This is a genomic window from Streptomyces sp. NBC_00239 (assembly GCF_036194065.1).
Lineage (GTDB): Bacteria > Actinomycetota > Actinomycetes > Streptomycetales > Streptomycetaceae > Streptomyces.
The window spans coordinates 204,724-220,071 of the sequence record NZ_CP108095.1 but is presented as its reverse complement, the minus strand read 5'-3'; the positions used below and the strand labels follow the sequence as shown (position 1 = coordinate 220,071).

15 protein-coding genes are annotated in these 15,348 nt (G+C 73.8%); all 15 read right to left on the bottom strand.

The features are described 5' to 3' along the window. Positions 1-106 precede the first annotated feature (106 nt). On the bottom strand, positions 107-1,096 hold the full coding sequence (gene hypE / locus OG764_RS01175; protein ID WP_443056174.1) for a hydrogenase expression/formation protein HypE: 990 nt from the start codon (positions 1,094-1,096) through the stop codon (positions 107-109). A 67-nt stretch (positions 1,097-1,163) separates the two neighbouring features. Then, positions 1,164-2,306, bottom strand: a complete 1,143-nt coding sequence (gene hypD, locus OG764_RS01170) for a hydrogenase formation protein HypD (RefSeq protein ID WP_328966457.1) — start codon at positions 2,304-2,306, stop codon at positions 1,164-1,166. Further along, the gene (locus OG764_RS01165) at positions 2,303-2,590 is read right to left on the bottom strand and encodes a HypC/HybG/HupF family hydrogenase formation chaperone (RefSeq protein ID WP_328966456.1); all 288 of its coding nucleotides are present in this window, start codon (positions 2,588-2,590) and stop codon (positions 2,303-2,305) included. The genes hypD and OG764_RS01165 overlap by 4 nt, the downstream gene beginning before the upstream one ends. After that, positions 2,559-5,024 (bottom strand): carbamoyltransferase HypF, encoded by a 2,466-nt coding sequence (gene hypF / locus OG764_RS01160; RefSeq protein WP_328966455.1) that lies wholly within the window; start codon positions 5,022-5,024, stop codon positions 2,559-2,561. Before hypF ends, OG764_RS01165 begins: the two co-directional genes overlap by 32 nt. Further along, positions 5,024-5,863, bottom strand: a complete 840-nt coding sequence (gene hypB / locus OG764_RS01155; protein WP_328966454.1) for a hydrogenase nickel incorporation protein HypB — start codon at positions 5,861-5,863, stop codon at positions 5,024-5,026. Before hypB ends, hypF begins: the two co-directional genes overlap by 1 nt. A gap of 3 nt (positions 5,864-5,866) precedes the next feature. Beyond that, a complete protein-coding gene (hypA, locus tag OG764_RS01150; RefSeq protein WP_328966453.1) occupies positions 5,867-6,262 on the bottom strand; it encodes a hydrogenase maturation nickel metallochaperone HypA in 396 nt (131 codons plus the stop codon). A 113-nt stretch (positions 6,263-6,375) separates the two neighbouring features. Continuing rightward, entirely contained in the window at positions 6,376-6,480 is a 105-nt protein-coding gene (locus OG764_RS41640) for a DUF6893 family small protein (protein ID WP_443055838.1), read from the bottom strand. 46 nt (positions 6,481-6,526) lie between these two features. Continuing rightward, a complete protein-coding gene (locus OG764_RS01145; RefSeq protein WP_328966452.1) occupies positions 6,527-7,069 on the bottom strand; it encodes a hydrogenase maturation protease in 543 nt (180 codons plus the stop codon). Beyond that, positions 7,066-8,466: a hypothetical protein gene (locus OG764_RS01140; protein WP_328966451.1), complete on the bottom strand. Its 1,401-nt coding sequence runs from the start codon at positions 8,464-8,466 to the stop codon at positions 7,066-7,068. The genes OG764_RS01145 and OG764_RS01140 overlap by 4 nt, the downstream gene beginning before the upstream one ends. Then, on the bottom strand, positions 8,463-9,155 hold the full coding sequence (locus OG764_RS01135; protein ID WP_328966450.1) for a DUF6084 family protein: 693 nt from the start codon (positions 9,153-9,155) through the stop codon (positions 8,463-8,465). The genes OG764_RS01140 and OG764_RS01135 overlap by 4 nt, the downstream gene beginning before the upstream one ends. Next, positions 9,152-9,817 carry a DUF5947 family protein gene (locus tag OG764_RS01130; RefSeq protein WP_328966449.1) on the bottom strand — a complete coding sequence of 222 codons (666 nt, stop codon included), beginning with the start codon at positions 9,815-9,817 and terminating at the stop codon, positions 9,152-9,154. Before OG764_RS01130 ends, OG764_RS01135 begins: the two co-directional genes overlap by 4 nt. Further along, positions 9,814-10,359, bottom strand: coding sequence for a hypothetical protein (locus tag OG764_RS01125; RefSeq protein WP_328966448.1), 546 nt, complete (start codon positions 10,357-10,359; stop codon positions 9,814-9,816). The genes OG764_RS01130 and OG764_RS01125 overlap by 4 nt, the downstream gene beginning before the upstream one ends. Further along, positions 10,356-12,140 carry a nickel-dependent hydrogenase large subunit gene (locus OG764_RS01120; protein ID WP_328966447.1) on the bottom strand — a complete coding sequence of 595 codons (1,785 nt, stop codon included), beginning with the start codon at positions 12,138-12,140 and terminating at the stop codon, positions 10,356-10,358. The genes OG764_RS01125 and OG764_RS01120 overlap by 4 nt, the downstream gene beginning before the upstream one ends. A gap of 95 nt (positions 12,141-12,235) precedes the next feature. After that, complete coding sequence (locus tag OG764_RS01115; protein ID WP_328966446.1) at positions 12,236-13,291, bottom strand: hydrogenase expression protein HypE; 1,056 nt, start codon at positions 13,289-13,291, stop codon at positions 12,236-12,238. 89 nt (positions 13,292-13,380) lie between these two features. Continuing rightward, on the bottom strand, positions 13,381-15,183 hold the full coding sequence (locus tag OG764_RS01110; RefSeq protein WP_328966445.1) for an enoyl-CoA hydratase-related protein: 1,803 nt from the start codon (positions 15,181-15,183) through the stop codon (positions 13,381-13,383). Positions 15,184-15,348: the final 165 nt, after the last annotated feature.

Genomic DNA, 15,348 nt, shown 5'->3' with positions numbered 1-15,348 from the left:
ACCGGGGCCGTCGTGGTCTCACGGGATACCCGCCCCAGAGCCGCTTGACCCACGGCGGGGACCTCGCGGCCCCCGCCGGACCGGGCGCGCGGGACGGCGTGCGTCCTCAGCAGATCCGCGGGAGTTGCTCCCCCAGCGGCAGGTCGACCACGCGGGTGCCACCCAGCCGGGTGCGCGCCACCACCATGCCCGGGTGGGCCTCGACGGTCTCGCCGATCACGGTCGCGCCGCGGCCCAGGGGGTGCGCCCGCATCGCGTCGAGTACGGCGTCGGCGTGCTCGCGAGGTACGAAGGCGACGAGCTTGCCCTCGTTGGCCACGTACAGCGGGTCCAGACCGAGGATCGAACAGGCATTTGCAACCGCCGGGGGTACGGGGATCCGGGCCTCGTGGATCACGACGCCGGTGCCGGAGCCCGCCGCGATCTCGTTGAGGGAGGCGGCCAGACCCCCGCGGGTGGGGTCGCGCAGGACGTGCAGGTCCGGGGTGACCGCGAGCATGCTCTGCACGAGGCCGCCCAGCGGCGCGCAGTCGCTCTCGACGTCCACCCCGAACTCCAGGCCCTCCCGCACGCTCATGATCGCCACGCCGTGCAGCCCGATGTCACCGCTGACGATCACCACGTCGCCGGGCACGACCCGCTGCGGGCGCAGGTCCACCCCGTCGGGGATGAGGCCGATGCCCGCGGTGTTGACGTAGATCCCGTCCCCGTGGCCGCTCTCGACGACCTTGGTGTCCCCGGTGGCCACCTCCACGCCGGCGGCCCGGGCGGCCTCGCCCATCGCCCGGGCCACCCGCGACACGACGGACAGCTCGACGCCCTCCTCCAGGATGAACCCGCAGGAGAGGTAGGCCGGCCGGGCCCCGCTCATCGCCAGGTCGTTGACCGTGCCGTTGACCGCGAGGTCGCCGATGCAGCCGCCCGGGAAGAACAACGGGCGCACCACGTACGAGTCCGTGGAGAACGCCAGCCGGACGCCGCCCAGCGAGAGCGCGGCGGCGTCCCCGAGCTGGGCCAGCGCGGGGCCGCCGAAGGCGGGCATGAAGAGGTGCTCGACGAGTTCGGCGGACAGGGCGCCACCCCCGCCGTGCCCCATGACCACCCGGGGGTGGTCGCGCAGCGGGGCCGGACAGGTCCAGGAGCCGACGTCCAGCGGTGCGGTCTCAGCCAACGGGGCTCGCCTCCAGCGGCGTCGTGGGAGCGGCGGGCGCGGCCTGGAGGTCGAGCCGGCGGTAGAGGTAGTACGCGGCGCAGGCCCCCTCGCTGGAGACCATCGTGGCGCCGAGCGGCGTGCGCGGGGTGCAGACGGTGCCGAAGGCCGCGCACTCGTTCGGCTTGAGGAGCCCCTGGAGCACTTCGCCGCTGCGGCACTCGGCGGGCTCCTGCGTGGTGATCCCGGTGACCTGGAAGCGGTGCTCGGCATCGAACTCGCGGTAGCGGTCCGCCAGTCGCCAGCCGCTGCCGGGGATCACCCCGATGCCGCGCCAGGCCCGGTCGGTGACCTCGAAGACGTCCGCCAGCATGGCGAGCGCGGCCGGGTTGCCCTCCGGGCGGACGGCCCGCGCGTACGCGTTCTCCACGGTGTGCTCGCCGCGCTCGAGCTGGCGCACGGTCCGCCGGACCCCTTCGAGGATGTCCAGCGGCTCGAATCCCGTGACGACGATCGGCACCCGGTGGCGCGCCGCGAGCTCCGGGTACTCCGCCACGCCCATGACGCTGCACACGTGCCCGGCGGCGAGGAAGCCCTGCACCCGGCAGCTCGGCGACAGCATGATGGCCTCGATCGCCGGGGGAACCCGTACGTGCGACACCAGCAGGCTGAAGTTGCGGATGCCCAGCTTCTTGGCCTGATGGACCGTCATGGCGTTCGGCGGGGCGGTGGTTTCGAAGCCGATGCCGAAGAAGACGACTTCCCGGTCCGGGTTCTGCCGGGCGATCGTCAGCGCGTCGAGCGGCGAGTAGACCACCCGGACGTCACCGCCCTCGCTGCGCACCCGGAACAGGTCGCGGCCGGTCCCCGGGACCCGGAGCATGTCCCCGAAGGAGCAGAAGATGACGCCCGGCCGGGAGGCGATCTCCAGCGCCTTGTCGATGACCTCCAGCGGGGTGACGCACACCGGGCAGCCCGGCCCGTGGATCAACTCCACCTGATCGGGCAGGAGTTGGTCGATGCCGTGCCGGATGATGGTGTGGGTCTGGCCGCCGCACACCTCCATCAGCGCCCACGGGCGGGTCACCGTGGCGTGGATCTCGTCCAGGAGCCGGCGGGCGAGCGCCGGGTCCTGGAATTCGTCGATGTACTTCATTCCCCTGCTCCTTCGTCGGGCCCCGCGGCCAGTTCCCACGGGTCGCCGAACTCCTCTTGCAGCATCCCGAGTTCCGCGAACAGCTCCAGGGTCTGCTTGGCGGACTCCTCGTCCAGCCGCTGCAGGGCGAACCCCACGTGGACGATGGCGTACTCGCCGACCCGTAGGTCCGGCAGGTACTCCAGGCACACCTCCTTCTGCACGCCGCCGAAGTCCACGGTCGCCATCCGGGTGCCGTCCCGCTCCGCGATGTCAAGCACTCTGCCGGGTACCGCCAGGCACATGGGCCTCTCCTCGCTGTGGTGGGTCGGTGACCTCGCGAGCGGCGGCCACCACGAGCTGGCCGAGTGCCAGCCCGCCGTCGTTCGGCGGCACCCTGCGGTGCCGCAGTACCGTGAACCCGAGCTCGCGCAGGGTGCGGGCGCAGGCCGAGGACAGCAGCGTGTTGGCGAAGACCCCGCCGGTCAGGACCACCGTGTCGAGCCCGTGCCGGTCGCGCGCCAGCGCGCACAGCCGGCCGACGAGCGCGGTGGTGCCGGCGTGGAAGCGGGCCGCGATCACCGACGGGTCCACGCCCGCCCGCAGGTCGGCCACCGCCGCCGCCAGCAGCGGCGCCGGGTCCGCGGTGACCGGGCCGGACGAGCCGGGGCCCGGGGAGTACAGGCGGAAGGCGTAGCCGACGGGGTCGTCGCGTACGGCGGCCCCCAGTGCTGCGTTCTCCAGCTCCATCGCCGCCTGGGCCTCGTAGCCGGAACGGTGGCAGATGCCCGCCAGCGAGGAGACCGCGTCGAAGAGCCTGCCCATGCTGGACGTCGGCACGCAGTTCAGCCCGCGATCCAACTGGCGCGCCAGTACGCGTAGTTCGTCATCCGGGCAGTCGGCGGTGCACGGCAGGTCCGGATCCCACGGGAGGCCCGCCGCCCGCAGGTGCGACAGGGCCATGCGGTACGGCCGCCGCACGGCGGCGTCGCCACCCGGCAGCGGGACGTACGCGAGATGGGCGAAGCGGGTGAACCCGGCGTAGTCGGCGAGGAGCACTTCACCGCCCCACACCGCGCCGTCGTCGCCGTAGCCGGTGCCGTCGAAGGCGACTCCGATGACCCGCCGGCCCGCGTCCAGACCGTGCTCGGCCATCGCCGCCGCGATGTGCGCGTGGTGGTGCTGCACGCGCACCAGCGGACGGCCACCGGCGTTGCGGGCCGCCCACCGGCCCGACCGGTAGCCGGGATGCCGGTCGGAGGCCAGGTGCTCGGGCCGGACGCCGGTGATGGACTCCAGCTGCCGGCCGGCCCGCTCGAAGGCGTCCTGGGTGGCGAGATCGTCCATGTCGCCGATGTGCGCCGACAGCCAGGCCTGCCGGCCCTCGCCGAGGCACAGCGCGTTCTTGAGGTCGCCCCCGGTGGCCAGCGTGGGCGGAACCGGCAGCGGCAGGGCGACCGGCAGCGGGGCATAGCCGCGCGAGCGCCGGACCGGCAGGGTCTCGCCGTCGCACACCCGCACCACCGAGTCGTCGCACGGCACGTGGATGGGGCGGTCGTGCGTGAGCCAGCCGTCGGCGATCCCGGCGAGTCGCTCCAGGGCTTCGGCCTCGTCGGTCACGATGGGCTCGCCCGCGAGATTCCCGCTGGTCATGACGAGCAGCCGGGGCCCGGGCGGATCGCCGGGCAGCCCGAACAGCAGGTGGTGCACCGGCGTGTACGGGAGCATGACGCCGAGGTCGGGGCTGCGCGGGGCGACCTCCTCGGCCGGCGCTCCCGGGCCCCGGGCGTCGCCGCGCCGCCGGAGCAGCACGATGGGCCGGACGCTGCCGGTGAGCAAGGCGCGCTCCTCCGGACCGAGGTGCGCCAGGCGCTCCGCCTCCGCGAGGTCGCGGACCATCACGGCGAAGGGCTTGTCGCCGCGGGACTTGCGGCGGCGCAGTTCCGCCACGGCCGCCGGCCGGGCGGCGTCGCACGCCAGGTGGTAACCGCCGAGCCCCTTGACCGCCAGGATCGCGCCCCCGGCCAGCATCCGGCGCGCCGCCGCCACCGGGTCCGCGCCGCCGACCTCGTACGGCGGCCCGTCCGGCGGTCCGTACGGGATCGTGTACGGGGTCGCGGGCGTGCCGCCGTACGGCGTGCCGGGCGCGGTGCGCACCGCGGCGAGCAGCCGCAGCCGGGGGCCGCAGGCGGGGCAGGCCACCGGCTGGGCATGGAAGCGGCGGTCGGCGGGATCGGCGTACTCGCGGGCGCAGTCGGGGCACATCGGGAAGCCGGCCATGGTGGTGTGGGCGCGGTCGTAGGGCAGCCCGGTGACGATCGTGAAGCGGGGCCCGCAGTGCGTGCACGTGATGAAGGGGTGCCGGTGGCGCCGGTCGGCGGGATCCGCCAGTTCGGCCAGGCAGGCGGCGCAGGTGGCGGTGTCCGGGGAGACCAGGGTCCGGGCGGGTCCGCCGCCGCGCGAGGGGATGATCGAGAATCCGCCGCCGCCGACCACCGGGACCGCGCAGTGGTCCACCGCGTCGACGACGGCCAGCGGGGGCGCGTCGGCCGCGAGCCGCTCGCAGAACGCCGACACTGCGGCGGGCGCGCCCTCGACCTCGGTCACCACGCCTTCCGGAGTGTTGGTGACGTGCCCGGCCAGCCCCAGTCCGGTGGCGCGGGCGTAGACGTACGGCCGGAAGCCGACGCCTTGCACGACGCCGTGGACGGTGACCCGGCGGCGCTCCACGGACTCCATCAGCGGGTCTGCGCCACGGTGGGGCCGGGCTGCCCGTGGTGGTGCACGTGCCCCTCGTCGTGCGTGTGTCCCGGACCGTGGTCGTGGTCGTGGTCGTGGTCGTGCACGTGGGGGTGCGCGTGCCCGGGGCCGGGTCCGCGGGTGTCGTCCTGCGGCCGGGCCATCACCGGGACGTGTGCCGCCGCGCCGTTCCCGATCGCCCGCGCCCGGTCCAGCAGGAGCCCCACGCCGTCACCGCTGCGGGCCGAGGTGAGCACCACCTCCACGCCCGGATTGACCCGCTGGACGTTGGCGCGGAAGGCCGCCTCGTCGAAGTCGACGGCCCGCGCGATGTCGGTCTTGGTGACCACCACCAGGTGGGCCGGCCCGAAGGCGGTCGGATACTTCAGCGGCTTGTCCTCGCCCTCGGTCACCGAAGCGAGGACCACGCGCAGCGACTCCCCGAGGTCGTAGGACGCGGGGCAGACCAGATTGCCCACGTTCTCCACGAACAGCAGCCGCGTCTCCTCGGGAAGCCAGCCGTCCAGGTGGCGGGCCAGCATCGAGGCCTCCAGGTGGCAGAGGCCGTCGGTGAGGACCTGCTTGACCAGGGCCCCCGAACGGGCCAGCCGCACGGCGTCGTTCTCGGTGGCCAGGTCCGCGGTGAGGGCGGCCACGGCCACCCCCTGCTCGCGGGCGAGCAGCAGTTCCCGTTCCAGCAGGGCGGTCTTGCCGCTGCCCGGGCTGGACAGCAGGTTGACGACCGTCGTGCCGCGGGCGGTGAGTTCGGTGCGCAGGGCCCGCGCGGCCCCGTCGTTCTTGGCGAGTACCGCCTGTTGCAGGTCGACCACTCGGCACATGGTTCAGGCCTCCTCGGAGATCGGTGCCCGGCAGGGGGCCGCTTCCGGAGCGTCCTCCCAGGTCACGGTGAGAATGCGTAGCTCGCGTCCCGACCGCAGCGCGACCTCCGTGGCCTTCCCGCAGGCCGGGCAGCACAGGTCGGGGGGCATGCCCGGGGCCCATTCACCCGAGCAGGCGCCGCAGTGTGCCCGGGCCGGCACGGGCGCGATGACGAGTTCCGCACCCTCCAGTACCGTTCCGGCGCAGGCGAGTTCGAAACAGAAGGCGAGGGAGTCCGGGACCACTCCCGCCAACTCGCCTACCTGGAGCTCCACTCGGCGGACGATCCCCGCCGCGCCGTCCGGCGCCGCCTCTTCCACCTGGCCCACGACGGCCATGGCGATCGACATCTCGTGCATCGGTCTCCGTCCTGCCGGGGCTCATTACACCGGCCGGAGGGGGGCCCGGAGGTCGGGCACGCCGACGTGCCGTGCGCCCCGTACGCCATTCGGGCGGCGGGGCGCTGCGGGAGTCACATCCTGCGGATGCGCAGGTAGCGCTGGATGTCGGGGAGCACCTGCCGGAGCACGGCGGCCATGGCCACGGCCGCGGCTGCGCAGATGACGGCCTTCTTCATGTCGTTCTCCTCGGGGGATTGCTCGGGGGTTTGCGCACGGCGTTCGTCAAGGGGTTCTCCTCAGTTCACGGCGGGCCGGTTCGTGCACGCCGGGCCCCGGCGGCTCCTCGTCCGCGAGCAGCTCCAGGAGGGCCCGTACGGCTTCCGGGACCGCGGCGGCCACCGGCGGGCTCAGCCCGATGCCCTCCTCGACGCAGTCGGGTTCGCAGCCGAGGACCAGGACGCGCCCGGGGGGCGCGGTGCCGGTCCCGGCGCACAGGGTGTCCAGCAGGGCGAGCACGGTGGCGGGCGACATGTCGTGGCCGTCGAGGGTGCCGCCGCCCGGCGCGCTCCCCGTGTCGCCCGCGCCGACCTCGATCAGGTACAGGGTGCCGGGGGCCCCGCCGCGCGCGGTGGCGTCGACGAGGACGACGGTGTCGTACCCGTCGAGCAGCTGGTAGGCGAGGTGGACCCCGCGCACCCCGAAGTCCACCGCCTGTACGCCCTGCGGCAGCGGGTGCGCGGACAGGGCCCGCAGCGTCTCCACGCCGAAGCCGTCGTCGCCGAGGAAGACGTTGCCGATGCCGGCGATCAGGGTCCGGCCGTTCATGCCTGCTCCGCGGGGGTGACCTCGTCCGGCTGGAAGTAGAGGAACCTGCCCTGCTCGCGGCGGATGTCCGCGCCCGGGTCGCCGTCCACGGTCACCGCGAGGTGCACGCCCCCGTCGACGTCGTGCAGGACGGCCTCCACCTGGGCGGACCGGCCTTGGAGGAAGAGGTCCTGGGCGTCGGTGCGCCGCAGTCCGGGGCGCAGGACCACGCGGCTGCCGGCGCCCACCCGGACGCCGCCGACCAGGACGTGGTCCGGGGCCGGGTCCTGGGGGTCGGCGCCCGCCGGGTCCCACCAGGGGGTCTCGGGCCGGAACAGCGCCCCCGCGTCCGGGTCGGCCTCGCCGGTGATCTCGCGCAGGCCGCGGACGGCGCCGTGCAGGCGCTCCAGCACCTCGGGCGGCATGGTGTCGGCCAGGTCGATCACGGCGGCCGCGCGCGGATCCGTCCCGCGGGCCTCCCGTTTCTCCTCCTCGGTGAGGGCGGCGGTGCGCAGGGCGAGGATCTCGTCGATCTCCGTGGCGTCGTACATGGCGCCGGCGCTCTCGGGTGCGATGGCCGGGTGGTCCTCCAGGATGATGGGGGAGGACAGCACCACGTCCGCGCGGCCGGGCTCGCCCGCAAGCACGGGCCAGGTGTGCCGGTTCTCGCACGTCCCGACCGCGCCCCGGGCCCACTCGGGCGGGTCGGTCATCGACAGGAACGACCCGGCGCTCAGCCCCAGGAGGAGGTGCGCGGCGACCAGCGAGCGGGGCAGTGCCTCCTCGCGCGTCGCGAGGTCCCCGTCCGGGTCCCACGGACCGGTGTTCTCGACGACCGCGGTGAGCTTCACCACCCGGTAGGGGCCGTCGAGTTCGGCGGCCGAGAGCCGCAGCACCCCGCAGACCTCCTCGGTACGCCGCACCAGGCGGCCCACCGTCCGGCCGCCTTCCCCGAGGACCGGCTCGGCCTCCTCGCGGGCGGCACGGGTGAAGGGGAACGAGGCGCCGGCCGCGGCCAGTTCGGCCACGTCGACGGACACCTCGATCCGCTCCTCGACGCCCTCGTCCCAGGGTACGAGCACCCGGTCGGGCAGGTGCAGTTCGGCGACGTCCTCGAACGTGCCGTCGGGGTGGGCCTGTTGGACCGTGCGCCGCTGGGCGTGCAGGAAGCGCAGCTCCAGGGTCAGCGTCGCCGCGCCCCGGGGCTCCATCAGGATCTCGGTGCGCTGGAAGGAGTGCTCCCCGTGCGCGGGCGCCCAGGCGGGCGGTGTGAGCACGCCGAACTGCCAGCGCATCCGGTTCTTCACCGCGGACGCCCGGTACGGGTAGAGGACGTACCCCTCGAAGAGGACGGCGTCGGCCACCTGCCGGGCCGTGGCGAAACGGGCGTCCCCCGCGGTGGTGGTGGTCGCGGTCACGGGGCCGTCCTCTCGGTGACGCGCGCCGCCGCCCCCAGCCGTACCGCGGGCGACGGCGGCTGCGGCGCGGCCGCGTCCAGGAGGGCCCGGACGGTCGCCTCCCAGGAGGCGAGGGCGTGCCGGGAGCGGAAGGCGAGCAGGTCGGCCATCGTGTCGGAGGGCAGCCGCAGCCAGCCGCAGCCGGGGAAGTGCTGCTCGACCATCTCCCGCCACACCGCCACCGGCATCCGGTACGCGGCCTCGCGGTCCCAGGGCACGGGTTCGACGACGAAGCCGCCCGCGCCCGTGAACGCGGTCCCCGAGAAGAGCATCAGCAGCGGCACCTCACCGTCTTGGAGCGCGGCGAAGTACCGGGTGGCGGCGATGTCCATGTCGTAGCTGCACGGCACCACCAGGTCGGTCTCGGTCTCGCCGGTGAAGCTCCCGACCATCACCGCGACCTGCGCGAACTGCACCGGCTGGAGCGTGGAACCCCAGCGGGAGCGGGCGCCGAACAGGTCGGTCAGGCCGTCCGCTTCGGCCGGCCCGTACCGCCGCCGGGCGGGTTCGACACGGATCTGGCAGCGCAGCGCGAGGGCGTGCACCCGGATCCCGGGGGAGGCGGTCACGCGCAGCCGGAAGACGAGGGTCGGCCCGGCCGCGTACGGGTCGGCGCGGACCCCGGTGCAGGTGAAGGCGAACTCCGTCACGGCCGGCCCGCTTCCACCGGGTCCGGGCCGGGGGCCGGGGCGAGCGCCCGGGACCGCCGCTCGACCCGTTCGAAGAAGACGCGCAGTGCGTCCCGGGCCTCCGCGCCGCCATCGAAGCCCTGCCACAACAGCCGCATCCGTCCCACCAGTTCGTAGCAGATGTCGATGGGCACCAGATGGCAGGTGGTGCGGCCGTGCGCGCGGTGCAGCAGCAGTGCCTCCACGTCCGGCTCCAGCAGGGCGGCGAGCCGTCCCGCGCCCAGCACGTCGTGCCAGGTCGCCGGATCGAGCTCGCTCTCGGTGGCGCCGGCGGGGCTGGGGTAGAGAGCGACCAGTCGCTCCAGTGCGGCGTTGCGGAAGAGGAACGCCACGCCGACGGGGATCTGGAGGGTCTCCCAGGCGCCGTCGTCGAGCGGCCGCTGCGGATCGGACAGGTACCGGTCCGGCACGGCCCGGTACCGGCCGGTGGCCGTACCGGGCCGGTCGAAGAGCAGCGCGCAGGCGGTGCAGGCGCAGACCAGCGCCCGCCGTTCGGTCTCCACCAGGTGGCGGTGGCCGTCCTCGGCGACCGCCACCCCGCACAGTTCGCACGTCTCCGGGCGGGGCGGGCGCGGGGCGGCGAACCGCCGCAGGCCGCGCGCGGCCGGGGCCGGGGCGCTCACCGGACCCGTGCCGGGGCGTGCGGCCGGGTGCCGATCTGGAGCAGGGCCGGGGCCGGGGCCGCCGTCTCCACCTCCACGGAGGTGACCTCGGGCGCGAAGGCGGCCAGCGCGTCCGCCACGCTCTGCGGCACCCCGGGCAGGGGGGACGCGCCGGAACTGCCGCAACCGCAACCGGTGTCGGCCTGGGACCGCAGCCGCAGTACGCCCGACTCCGCGTCGAAGCCGAGCAGTTCCACCGGATCCGGCGCGCAGTCCAGGGCCCGCCCGATCCGGACCCGTACGTCCTCGGGATGCAGGTCGTGCAGGGCCAGCAGGCTCGCCACGAGATCGTCGTCGAGGAGCGGGCGGAGCCCGTCCGCGCCGAGCCGGTCCGTGATCCGCGCGAGGCCGGCCCCGTAGAACTCCATGAGGACCCGCACCAGTTCCTCGGCGGCCGCGCAGGCCGCCCGGTCGCCCGTGGCGGCGATCCGGTCGAGGACCTCCTCCACCCGGTGTCCGGCCTGCCGCGCGTCCACCGCGGCGCCCGCGTGCGCGGCGCTCATCCGGCCAGCCCGCTCAGGCCGGTGGGGACGTGCATGGACTTGACCGTCTTGCCGCCGCCGACGTACATGTGGACGCCGCACGGCAGGCACGGGTCGAAGCTGCGCACCGCCCGCATGATGTCGATGCCCTTGAAGTTCTCCGGGGGGTTCTCCTCGAAGATCGGGGTGTTCTGCACCGCGTCCTCGTACGGCCCCGGGGTGCCGAAGGTGTCGCGGGTGCTGGCGTTCCACGGAGTCGGCGGATACGGGTGGTAGTTGGCGATCTTCCCGTCGCGGATCACCATGTGGTGCGACAGGACGCCCCGTACGGCCTCGGTGAAGCCGACGCCGATCGCCTCGTCGGGGACCTCGAACTTCTCCCAGGTCTGGGTGCGTCCGGCGCGGACCTCCGCCAGCCCCTTCTCGGCGCAGTGCAGCGCGATCCCCGCCGCGTAGGCCTGGAAGTAGGTACGGGCCCGGTTGCGCTCCAGCGCGTTGCTCCACTTCGGGATGGTCCACTCGAAGCGCTTCTCGGGCTTGGTCATGGTCTTCGGCAGGTTGATGACGACGCTGTGCCCGGTGGCCTTGACGTAGCCGACGTCCACCAGCCCGGACAGCGCGGTCGACCACAGCCGGGCGATCGGGCCGCCGCCGGTGTCGAGGGCGAGGTGGTCCTTGCCGTCGAACCAGCGCGGGGACATCACCCAGCTGTACTTGTCGTCGAAGTTCCGCTTCTGCGGGGCCGGGATGGTGTGCTGGTTCCAGGGGTGGCGGGCGTCGACCGGGTTGCCGAGCGGGTCGTGCGTGACGAACTTCTCCTGGCCCTGCCAGTCGTCGTAGTACGAACTGCCCAGCAGGATGCGGATGCCGAGGTTGATCTCGGTGAGGTCGTTGGTGACCAGCTTGCCGTCCACGATCACGCCCGGGGTGACGAACATCTTCCGTCCCCAGTCGGTCATGTTGGCGTAGGTGAAGTCGCAGTGCTCGGGGTCGTTGAGCGCGCCCCAGCAGCCCAGCAGCACGCGCCGGCGGCCGACTTCCTCGTAGCCGGGCAGGGCCTCGTAGAAGAAGTCGAACAGGTCGTCGTGCAGCGGCACCACCTTCTTCATGAACTCCACGTACCGCATCAGGCGGCTCATGTAGTCGGTGAAGAGCTGGACCGAGGCGATGGTGCCGACGCCGCCCGGGTAGAGCGTGGAGGGGTGCACGTGGCGGCCCTCCATCAGGCAGAACATCTCCCGCGTGTAGCGGCTCACTTGGAGCGCCTCGCGGTAGAACTCGCCCTCGATGGGGTTGAGGGAGCGCATGATGTCGGCGATGGTGCGGTAGCCGTGGTCGCCGGCGTGCGGGGCCTCGGTCCGCTCGGCGAGCTCCAGGACCCCGGGGTTGGTCTCGCGGACCATCTTCTCGCAGTAGTCGACCCCGACCAGGTTCTCCTGGAAGATGTTGTGGTCGAACATGTACTCCGCGGACTCGCCGAGGTTGATGATCCATTCGGCGAGGTGGGGCGGCTTCACCCCGTAGGCCATGTTCTGTGCGTACACCGAGCACGTGGAGTGGTTGTCGCCGCAGATCCCGCAGATGCGGCTGGTGATGAAGTGCGCGTCGCGCGGGTCCTTGCCGCGCATGAAGACGCTGTAGCCACGGAAGACCGACGAGGTGCTGTAGCACTCGGCGACCCGCTTCTGCTTGAAGTCGATCTTCGTGTGGATGCCGAGACTGCCCACGATCCGGGTGATCGGATCCCAGGCCATCTCGACCAGGCCGCTGCCGTCGCCGGCCGCCTTCGTCTTCGGTTCCATCGTGTGTGCCGTGACCCTTCTTCAGCTCTTCGGCTCTTCAGCGCGGTGGGGGGAGGAGGTGTGTGCCGGGCGGCCGGGGCGGTGCCCGGGCCGCGTCACCAGGGCGGGCGGTAGCCGGTGGTGATCTTGTCGCCGCGGTGGCGCCACTTGGGCTCCTGGTCCACGGTGTGCAGCGTGATCGCCCGGAGCTTGCGGACCACCGCGCCGTACGCCCCGATGGCCTTGGTGGAGACCCTCGCGCCCGGCGGCTCGTCCATGAACGGCATGAACTTGTCGGGGAAGCCGGGCATCGTGCACGCGATGCAGATGCCGCCCACGTTCGGGCAGCCGCCGATGCCGTTCATCCAGCCGCGCTTGGGCACGTTGCACTTGACCACCGGACCCCAGCAGCCCATCTTCACCAGGCACTTGGGGGAGTCGTACGTCTCGGCGAACTGGCCCTGCTCGTAATAGCCGGCGCGGTCGCAGCCCTCGTGGACGGTCGCGCCGAACAGCCAGGTCGGCCGCAGCTTGTCGTCCAGCGGGATCATCGGCGCCGAGCCGGCCGCCTGGTACAGCAGGTACGTCAGGGTCTCCGAGAAGTTGTCCGGCTGGATCGGACAGCCCGGTACGCACACGATCGGGATCCCGGCACGGGACTTCCAGTCCCAGCCCAGGTAGTCCGGCACGCCCATCGCGCCCGTCGGATTGCCCTCCATCGCGTGGATGCCGCCGTACGTGGCACAGGTGCCGATCGCGACCACGGCGAGGGCCTTGGGCGCCAGCCGGTCGATCCACTCGCTGGTGGTGATGGGCTGGCCCGTCGCCGGATCGTCACCGAAGCCGCACCAGTACCCCTCGGCCTTGATCTTCTCGTTGGGGACGGAACCCTCGACGACCAGCACGAACGGATCGATCTCGCCCCGCTCGCCCTTGAAGAACCACTCGATGAACGTGTCCGCGCCGCCGACCGGACCGCACTCGAAGTCGATGAGCGGCCAGTGCACGGCGATCCTGGGCAGGCCGGGCAGCGTGCCCGTCACGATCTCCTCGATGCTCGGCTGCATCGCGGCCGTCAGGGACACGGAGTCCCCGTCGCAGCTCAGGCCCGCGTTGATCCAGAGAATGTGGATCAGGGGGTCCTCTACCGGGTCCGGCGTTGCTGCATCCATGCGGATGCCTCCTTGGAACGGGGGAGCGGGAAGCGGGGCCGCTGCGGCGGCCGGGCACCGCCTGGGACGCGTCGGCCCCACCCTTCTTGCTAACAGGCGCCGGGGCCCGGCGCCGCGTCTTGTACGCCCGGTCCAGTGACGGGCCGCCCCCGCGCGGACGGCCGCGCCCCGAGCCGGCCGCCCGGTACCGCCCGCGTCAGGTGCTCCGGGGTCGCCCCGGGCCGCTCCTTGCGTACGAAGGCCCGGCGCAGCGCGTGGTAGGGGGCCTGCGGGTCGAAGAAGGTCAGCCGCATCCGGTCCAGCTCGGCCGCCCGGTACGCGGCCAGCGGGCGCTGTGCCTCGTCGAGCTCCCGGCGGGCCTTCTTCACGGCGATCCGGGAGGCGGTGGCCGGGTGCCGGGCGATCTGCGCGGCGAGCGCCGCGGCCCGCCCGGCGAACTCGGCGGGCGGGCAGTCGAGCGTACGGTCGGCCAGGCCGAGCCGCCGGGCCGCCGCGGCGCTCAGCGGCAGCGCCTCGGCGGTGAGGCGCTCCGCGCGGGCGGCGCCGACCCGGCGCGGGAGGGTGTACGTCCAGAACTCCGAGCCGTACAGGCCCATCAGCCGGTAGTGCGGATTGAGGACGACGCCCGAGCGGCACCACACCTCGTCGGCGGCGAGTGCCAGCACGGCCCCGCCGGCGGCCGCGTTGCCGCCGAGCGCGGCGACGACGAGCCGGTCGGTCGTGGTGAGGACGGCTTCGACCAGGTCGTCCATGGCGTTGATGTTGGCCCAGGACTCCTCGGCGGGGTCGGCCGCGGCCTCGATGACGCCGAGGTGGATGCCGTTGGAGAAGAAGTCCCGGCCGCCCCCGAGCACGAGCACCGAGGTGGGGCGGGCGCAAGCCGCGCGGTAGGCGCCCAGCAGGCGCCGGCAGTGGTCCGTGCCCATCGCGCCGCCGGGGAACGAGAACGACAGGAATCCGGCGCCGCCCTCCTCGCGGTAGCCGATGTCGGACCAGGTACGGGGGCCCGGTCCGGCATCCGCCGGGGACGGGAGGCCGGCGTCCGCCGGGGCGGGGAGCTCGGGCAGCGAGGGAAGCCGGTCGCCGAGGGCGAGCGCGGCGGGGAGCTTGGGGGCGGCCGGCTCCCCGGGCGCCCGGTGCGCCCGCAGTTCGGGGATCCACACGGCCCCGTCGGCGGTGGCCCGGCAGACCGCGCCCGCCCGGGTGGCGAGGAGTGCGCCCGGCGCGCCGCGCAGCAGGTCCTCGGGGTGGCCGCCGTGCAGGTACCAGGTGCCGCCGAGCAGTTCGTCGCGCACGCCCGGCCGGGAGTCGGCGGCGCGCAGCACGCGCAGCACCCGCTCGGTGCCGTCCGTCCGCCAGTCGATCCGGCGGTCCTCCTGCCGCAGCACGGGCCGGGCCCGGCCCACGGTCTGCGGCCTGGGCAGGTAGGTGCCGGAGGCGAAGCGGTCCACGGCGAGCAGGACGGCCTCCAGGGCCGCGTCGGCGACCTCCCCGCGGTACCAGGCGCTCTTGGACTGCGGGGGTACCGGCACCGGGCAGGCGACCGTGGCCCACACGTCACCGGCGTCCATCTCCGCGTTGGCCTGGAGCACGGTGACGCCCCACCGGGCGGCGCCCTCCTGGACGGCCCGGTCGAGGGAGGACGGGCCGCGGTCGCCGACCGGGCCGGGGTGGACGATGAGGCAGGTGTGGGCGGACCACACCTCCTCGGGCAGGGCGGACGTCAGCATCGGCGCGACCAGCAGGTCCGGCCGGTGACGGCGGACCGCGGCGGCGAGGTCGGTCCGCGGCAGCGCCAGTTCCACCGCGACGCTGTGGCCGCGGTCGCGCAGCTCGGCGTGGACCCGCTGGGTGAGGCTGTTGAACGCGCTCGCGACGAGCAGGACGTGCACGTGGTCTCCCTGCGACGGACCGGAGCCGTGGGGCGCGCCCCGCCCGGCCGGATCGGCGGTGCGTGGCCGGCGCGTGACCGGCCGCCTGAGATCCTCCGGTGCGCCGGCGGTGGGCGCGCGCGGACCCGGCGGCAGTGTCACTCGAACGCGCACCCGCGGGGGGCC

What these genes read in the sequence shown, in the direction of transcription:
- hypE (WP_443056174.1), bottom strand. Translation starts at nt 1,096, where the DNA reads ATGGGGCACGGCGGGGGTGGCGCCCTGTCCGCCGAACTCGTCGAGCAC.
- hypD (WP_328966457.1), bottom strand. Translation starts at nt 2,306, where the DNA reads ATGAAGTACATCGACGAATTCCAGGACCCGGCGCTCGCCCGCCGGCTC.
- OG764_RS01165 (WP_328966456.1), bottom strand. Translation starts at nt 2,590, where the DNA reads ATGTGCCTGGCGGTACCCGGCAGAGTGCTTGACATCGCGGAGCGGGAC.
- hypF (WP_328966455.1), bottom strand. Translation starts at nt 5,024, where the DNA reads ATGGAGTCCGTGGAGCGCCGCCGGGTCACCGTCCACGGCGTCGTGCAA.
- hypB (WP_328966454.1), bottom strand. Translation starts at nt 5,863, where the DNA reads ATGTGCCGAGTGGTCGACCTGCAACAGGCGGTACTCGCCAAGAACGAC.
- hypA (WP_328966453.1), bottom strand. Translation starts at nt 6,262, where the DNA reads ATGCACGAGATGTCGATCGCCATGGCCGTCGTGGGCCAGGTGGAAGAG.
- OG764_RS41640 (WP_443055838.1), bottom strand. Translation starts at nt 6,480, where the DNA reads ATGAAGAAGGCCGTCATCTGCGCAGCCGCGGCCGTGGCCATGGCCGCC.
- OG764_RS01145 (WP_328966452.1), bottom strand. Translation starts at nt 7,069, where the DNA reads ATGAACGGCCGGACCCTGATCGCCGGCATCGGCAACGTCTTCCTCGGC.
- OG764_RS01125 (WP_328966448.1), bottom strand. Translation starts at nt 10,359, where the DNA reads ATGAGCGCCGCGCACGCGGGCGCCGCGGTGGACGCGCGGCAGGCCGGA.
- OG764_RS01120 (WP_328966447.1), bottom strand. Translation starts at nt 12,140, where the DNA reads ATGGAACCGAAGACGAAGGCGGCCGGCGACGGCAGCGGCCTGGTCGAG.
- OG764_RS01115 (WP_328966446.1), bottom strand. Translation starts at nt 13,291, where the DNA reads ATGGATGCAGCAACGCCGGACCCGGTAGAGGACCCCCTGATCCACATT.